General features: G+C 68.9%; 6 protein-coding genes. 3 read left to right on the forward strand and 3 right to left on the reverse strand.

Annotation, left to right across the window (positions count from 1 at the left end; translation table 11 throughout):
- Positions 1 to 52 precede the first annotated feature (52 nt).
- From K6I33_RS31230 to K6I33_RS31240, 3 genes are all read left to right on the forward strand, one after another.
- Positions 53 to 1,669, forward strand: a complete 1,617-nt coding sequence (locus tag K6I33_RS31230; protein WP_229357913.1) for an amidohydrolase family protein — start codon at positions 53 to 55, stop codon at positions 1,667 to 1,669.
- Positions 1,670 to 1,756: 87 nt separating this feature from the next.
- Positions 1,757 to 2,968 (forward strand): pyridoxal phosphate-dependent aminotransferase, encoded by a 1,212-nt coding sequence (locus K6I33_RS31235; RefSeq protein ID WP_229357914.1) that lies wholly within the window; start codon positions 1,757 to 1,759, stop codon positions 2,966 to 2,968.
- Between the two features lie 83 nt (positions 2,969 to 3,051).
- Positions 3,052 to 3,456, forward strand: a complete 405-nt coding sequence (locus K6I33_RS31240; RefSeq protein WP_229357915.1) for a hypothetical protein — start codon at positions 3,052 to 3,054, stop codon at positions 3,454 to 3,456.
- Positions 3,457 to 3,749: 293 nt separating this feature from the next.
- Here K6I33_RS31240 and K6I33_RS31245 read toward each other — a convergent pair whose 3' ends face one another.
- Genes K6I33_RS31245 through K6I33_RS31255 form a run of 3 tightly spaced genes read right to left on the reverse strand, consistent with a single transcriptional unit; the run spans position 3,750 to position 5,285 of the window.
- Positions 3,750 to 4,580, reverse strand: a complete 831-nt coding sequence (locus K6I33_RS31245; RefSeq protein ID WP_229357916.1) for a helix-turn-helix transcriptional regulator — start codon at positions 4,578 to 4,580, stop codon at positions 3,750 to 3,752.
- Entirely contained in the window at positions 4,577 to 5,098 is a 522-nt protein-coding gene (locus K6I33_RS31250) for a DUF6879 family protein (RefSeq protein ID WP_229357917.1), read from the reverse strand. Before K6I33_RS31250 ends, K6I33_RS31245 begins: the two co-directional genes overlap by 4 nt.
- Positions 5,088 to 5,285 carry a hypothetical protein gene (locus K6I33_RS31255; RefSeq protein WP_229357918.1) on the reverse strand — a complete coding sequence of 66 codons (198 nt, stop codon included), beginning with the start codon at positions 5,283 to 5,285 and terminating at the stop codon, positions 5,088 to 5,090. The genes K6I33_RS31250 and K6I33_RS31255 overlap by 11 nt, the downstream gene beginning before the upstream one ends.
- Between the last annotated feature and the right edge of the window lie 163 nt (positions 5,286 to 5,448).

The following is a 5,448-nucleotide window of genomic DNA, read 5'->3' on the forward strand; positions in this document are numbered from 1 at the left end:
GGGGCGGAGCCCCCGGGAATCGGGAAGGGGCGGGACCGGGGAAGGGACACGCATGGACCTCGTCATCCGCGACGCCCACGTCATCGACGGCACCGGCCGCCCCTCCTACCGAGCCGACGTCGGCCTGAAGGACGGCCGGATCGCCGAGATCCACCGCGAGGGCGAGGGCCGAAGGCCCACAGCCCCCCGCACCCTGGAGGCCCAAGGCCTCGCGTTATCCCCCGGCTTCATCGACATGCACGCCCACAGCGACCTGGCCCTCCTGCGCGACCCCGCCCACACCGCGAAGGCCGCGCAGGGCGTGACCCTGGAGGTCATCGGCCAGGACGGCCTGTCCTACGCGCCCGTCGACGACCGCACCCTCGCCGAGGTGCGCGCCCAGATCACCGGCTGGAACGGCGACGGGAGCGACATCGACTTCACCTGGCGCACCGTGGGCGGCTACCTCGACCGCCTCGACCACGGCTTCGCGGGCGAGGGCATCGCCGTCAACGCCGCCTATCTCGTCCCCCAGGGCACCGTCCGCATGCTGGCCGTCGGCTGGGAGGACCGCCCGGCGACGGCCGCCGAGCTCGGCCGCATGAAGCGCCTGGTGGCCGAGGGCCTGGAGCAGGGCGCGGTAGGACTCTCCTCCGGCCTCACCTACACCCCCGGCATGTACGCCGACGACGCCGAGCTGACCGAGCTGTGCCGGGTCGTCGCGGCGTACGGCGGCTACTACTGCCCGCATCACCGCTCGTACGGGGCGGGCGCGCTCCGGGCGTACGAGGAGATGATCGAGCTCTCCCGGACGGCGGGCTGCGCCCTCCATCTGGCCCACGCCGTCATGAACTTCGGGGTGAACGAGGGCCGCGCCCCCGAGCTGCTGGCGCTGCTGGACGCCGCGCTGGCCGACGGCGCGGACGTCTCCCTCGACACCTACCCCTACACCCCCGGCTCCACCACGCTCGCCGCTCTGCTGCCGGGCTGGGCGGGAGAGGGCGGCCCGGAGGCGATCCTGGCGCGGCTGCGCGACGACGCCACGGCCGCCCGGATCGGGCACGCGCTGGAGGTGACGGGCTCGGACGGCTGCCACGGGGTGACCGTGGACTGGGAGAGCGTGGAGATTTCGGGCGTCGCGGACCCGGCCCTGGCTCCCTACGTCGGCCGGAGCGTCGCCCGCTCCGCCCGCGAGCGCGGGGAGGAGCCATGGGCGACGGCGCGACGCCTGCTGCTCGAAGACCGGCTGGGGCCGACGATCCTCCAGCACGTGGGTCATGAGGAGAACGTCCGCACGATCATGCGGCACCCCGTCCACACGGGCGGCAGTGACGGAATCCTGCACGGCGCGAAGCCGCATCCGCGCGCCTACGGAACGTTCCCGCACTACCTGGGCCGCTACGTCCGCGAGCTGGGAGTGCTCTCGCTGGAGGAGTGCGTGGCGCATCTCACGTCGCGTCCGGCGGCCCGGCTGAGACTGCCGGACCGGGGTCTGGTCCGGGTCGGCCACCGCGCCGATCTCGTTCTCTTCGATCCGGAGACGGTCGCCGCCGGTGCCACTTTCGAAGCCCCACGGACGCTTCCGACCGGCATTCCTTATGTCCTGATTGCCGGACGCTTTGTGATGGAAGACGGACGCCGGACGGACGTACTGGCCGGACGGACAGTACGACGCACTCCGGCGGGCTGACCAGCGCGTTACGGGCGAGGGTGCTGAGACCGAAGCGACGGAGGAAAGGGCGCGCACGGCGTGGGGCGTCCCCGTATGGTGGCCGTCATGCAGGTGATCCAGTCAACGAAGCTCGCCAACGTCTGCTACGAAATCCGTGGCCCGGTGCTCGAGGAGGCCATGCGGCTGGAGGCAGCAGGTGAGCGCATCCTCAAGCTGAACACCGGCAACCCCGCGATCTTCGGCTTCGAGTGCCCGCCCGAGATCCTCGAGGACATGCTGCGCAACGTGGGCGACGCCCACGGCTACGGCGACGCCAAGGGGCTGCTCGCCGCCCGCCGCGCGGTGGTGCAGCACTACGAGACCAAGGGCATCGAGCTGTCCGTCGAGGACGTCTACCTCGGCAACGGTGTCTCCGAGCTGATCCAGATGTCGATGCAGGCGCTGCTCGACGACGGCGACGAGGTCCTCGTCCCCGCGCCGGACTACCCGCTCTGGACGGCCTCCGTCTCCCTCGCGGGCGGCACGGCGGTGCACTACCGCTGCGACGAGCAGTCGGACTGGATGCCGGACCTGGCCGACATCGAGAGCAAGGTGACGGACCGCACCAAGGCGATCGTCATCATCAACCCCAACAACCCCACGGGTGCGGTCTACGACGACGAGATGCTGCGATCCCTCACGGAGATCGCCCGCCGTCACAACCTGATCGTCTGCTCCGACGAGATCTACGACAAGATCCTCTACGACGGCGTCACCCACACCCCGACCGCCGCCATCGCCCCGGACCTGCTGACCCTCACCTTCAACGGCCTGTCCAAGGCCTACCGTGTGGCGGGCTACCGCAGCGGCTGGATGGCGGTCTGCGGCCCCAAGGCCCACGCCGACAGCTACATCGAGGGCCTGACGATCCTCGCCAACATGCGGCTGTGCGCCAACATGCCCGCGCAGTACGCGGTGGCCACCGCGCTCGGCGGCCGGCAGTCGATCAACGACCTGGTGCTGCCGGGCGGCCGGCTGCTGGAGCAGCGCGACGTGGCGCACGAGCTGCTCACCCGGATCCCGGGCGTCACCTGCGTCAAGCCCAAGGGCGCCTTGTACGCCTTCCCGCGCCTCGACCCCAAGGTCTACAAGATCAAGGACGACCGCCAGATGGTCCTGGACCTGCTGCGGGCCGAGAAGATCATGGTCGTCCACGGCACGGGCTTCAACTGGCCGGAGCCGGACCACTTCCGCCTGGTCACCCTCCCCTCCGCCAAGGACCTGGCGGACGCGGTGACCCGGATCGGGAACTTCCTGGACGGTTACGGACAGCCGTAACCCTCACCCCTTCCTGCAATCGAAACAACTTTAGACCGCGTCTAAGTTAGGATGGCCTTCAGAGGTAACTCAGGAGGCCATCCATGTACGAGCCGACCCGCACCAGGCACGCGGCGTGCACGCACGGGCCGCACCGCTCCCGCGAGGAGGAGCTCACCATCCGGCTCGCCGGCCATCTCACGGCGCTGCTCACCGTGACGGACGAGCTCCGCGCACTGACCCCGACGACCGCCGGCCTGGACGACGCCGCGCACCGCCTGACCCTGTGCGTCAAGCACCTGCGCGGCAACCCCCCGCTCCGCGCCCGACCGACGGCGGTCCCGGCCAACCCGCCCGCCCGTATCGCCGCACTGCACCAGCGCGCCCACACCCTCGCCGGCCAGGCCCTGGTCGTCGCCACCCAGCGCGGCGACACGACGGGCGCGACCCTGGCAGCCGAGCGCATGGCTGCCCACGCGGCGGCGCTGGGCATCACGGACCGGATGTAGCCCGCGTGCGGCCGTCTCCGCGTCCGCTTGTCCATCACGCCGCAGCCGTTCCCGGACGAGGACACTGCCCCGCGTGCCGGTACACGACCACGGGCGGGCCCGAGGCACGCTCGATGGTTCCCCTGCGGACCGGGTCGAGAGGCTTCACGTCGCAGCGGCAGACCGAGCACTTCTCCCCCTTGGGCGCGTAGGTCACGTACTCCCACTCATCGGTCCCGGCCGCCATCGCGTGTCCCTTCGCCGCCGTCTGTGTGCGTCAGCAGCCGATGGTGTCGGGGACGGGGCATCGGGATCTAGCCGGTTTCCTGTTCGTGCAACAACTCATCTCGGATACGCGCCAGCATGGCGCGCATGTCATCACCGGACAGAGCCGCCGATGCGAAGCGCTCGAACTTCTCGACATACAGGGAAACATCCCGGGGATCGGTGACCACGATCTCGGCATGGATCGTCTCGACCGTCACTGTCCTGTCGTCCCGGATGACGAATGCGTGGTTGGCGATGTCCTGTTGCCGCGCCGACAGGGGAACGGTCCGAATGTCGATGTTGGGGAGGCGCGAGAGGGAAACGAGTCGGTCCAGTTGTTCCGCCATCCTGGCGGCCGACACGATCCGCCACCGCAGCACGGACTCAGTGATGACGAAGTGAAGTTCCTTGGCCGAGTCGTAGAGCACCTGCTGGCGGTCGATCCTCGCGCTGATGGTGCGGGTGAGAACCTCCTCACCAAGGTCGTGCCGGGCAAGAATGGCCCGGATGTACTCGGGGGTTTGCAGCAGTCCCGGGATCAAGGCCGGTTGGAAGAGGCGCAGCACGGCCATCTGGGCCTCCAGCGATCTCGTCTGCTCCTGGGCCTTGTGCACCCCCATCCGACGGACCAGGCGCCAAGCCGTGGCTTCCGTGGACGCCGCCCGGGCTACCTCCAGGTACTCGGCCTTGACCTCGTCCGAGACTCCGATGGCCGTGAGAATACGCTCGACGTCCGCCGGGGACGGTGCGACTCTCCCCGTTTCAATCCTGCTGAGCTTGCTCGTGGACATCACAGCGCTGCGGGCGACGGTCTTGGCTTCCTTTTCGGATGCCTGCCGAAGCGCCCGCAGCGCCGCTCCCAGCTGCCCTCTGTTCACGCGCCGACGTGCTTCTCCCACCAGTCGGAGAACGGCTCGGCGTGCGCCAGCGCTGTATCCCGGATGGTGACGAAGTCTTGTGCCCGGCTGTCAGGCATCGTTTCCCGCTCTGTGACGGCCCCCGCGTCGTCGTAATGCATGACGACTGCCGTCCTCTCGTCAAAGAGCCAGAAGTCTCCAGCCCCTTCGAGTGGGTTGGGCCTGTCCGTCGTGTCGAGGATGAAGAACTCTTCGCCCCCGGTCGCGTTCTTCCGGTATCCCCAGCCCAGTTCGAACCGGAGATACGGTGTGAGGGGGCGCGTCAGAATGTGCACGCGGTAGACGCGCTTGCCGAGGTCCGTGAAGGTCCGAAGCTCCGACACCCATGCCTCGTTGTAGTCGTCCGGCTGTGGCTGCCCGGAGAGGAAGGCTCGGTAGGCGTCCACGTTGCCCGACCCGCTGTAGTCGGCGAGGGTCTCCAGCCTGAATGCTTCTTGCTCGAAGGTGCCGAACAGCTCTCCGAGAGTCTTAGGTGTCACGGAGGCCCTTCCGGATCAGGTCGAACACGAGCTGCATCGGGATCTCCACGAGGGTCTCGTGTGCCGGAATCTCCAACCCGTGATCGGTAGGCGTCTCCCCCTGCACCAAGAGGGTGTCCCTGTCCGTGGCATAGATGGTCGGACAGTCCTTGATGTCACACGTGCTCACGAGCTTCGTGACCTTCACGCGGTTCCCTCCTCAGTCTGCTCCGCTGTGCCCGCTTCGATGCTTCCGACCCCGCAGGGTGGGGCGCAAGAGGTTCCGGTTTCCGAAACGGGAAAGCGGGGTGGGACGGAGGAGAGCGCCAGGGCGCCGCGCTCGATCAGCCGGGAGGGCTGGGAGGGAGGGT

This window comes from Streptomyces sp. UNOB3_S3, assembly GCF_020740895.1.
In the GTDB taxonomy this organism is placed as follows: domain Bacteria; phylum Actinomycetota; class Actinomycetes; order Streptomycetales; family Streptomycetaceae; genus Streptomyces.

What these genes read in the sequence shown, in the direction of transcription:
- K6I33_RS31230 (WP_229357913.1), top strand. Translation starts at nt 53, where the DNA reads ATGGACCTCGTCATCCGCGACGCCCACGTCATCGACGGCACCGGCCGC.
- K6I33_RS31235 (WP_229357914.1), top strand. Translation starts at nt 1,757, where the DNA reads ATGCAGGTGATCCAGTCAACGAAGCTCGCCAACGTCTGCTACGAAATC.
- K6I33_RS31240 (WP_229357915.1), top strand. Translation starts at nt 3,052, where the DNA reads ATGTACGAGCCGACCCGCACCAGGCACGCGGCGTGCACGCACGGGCCG.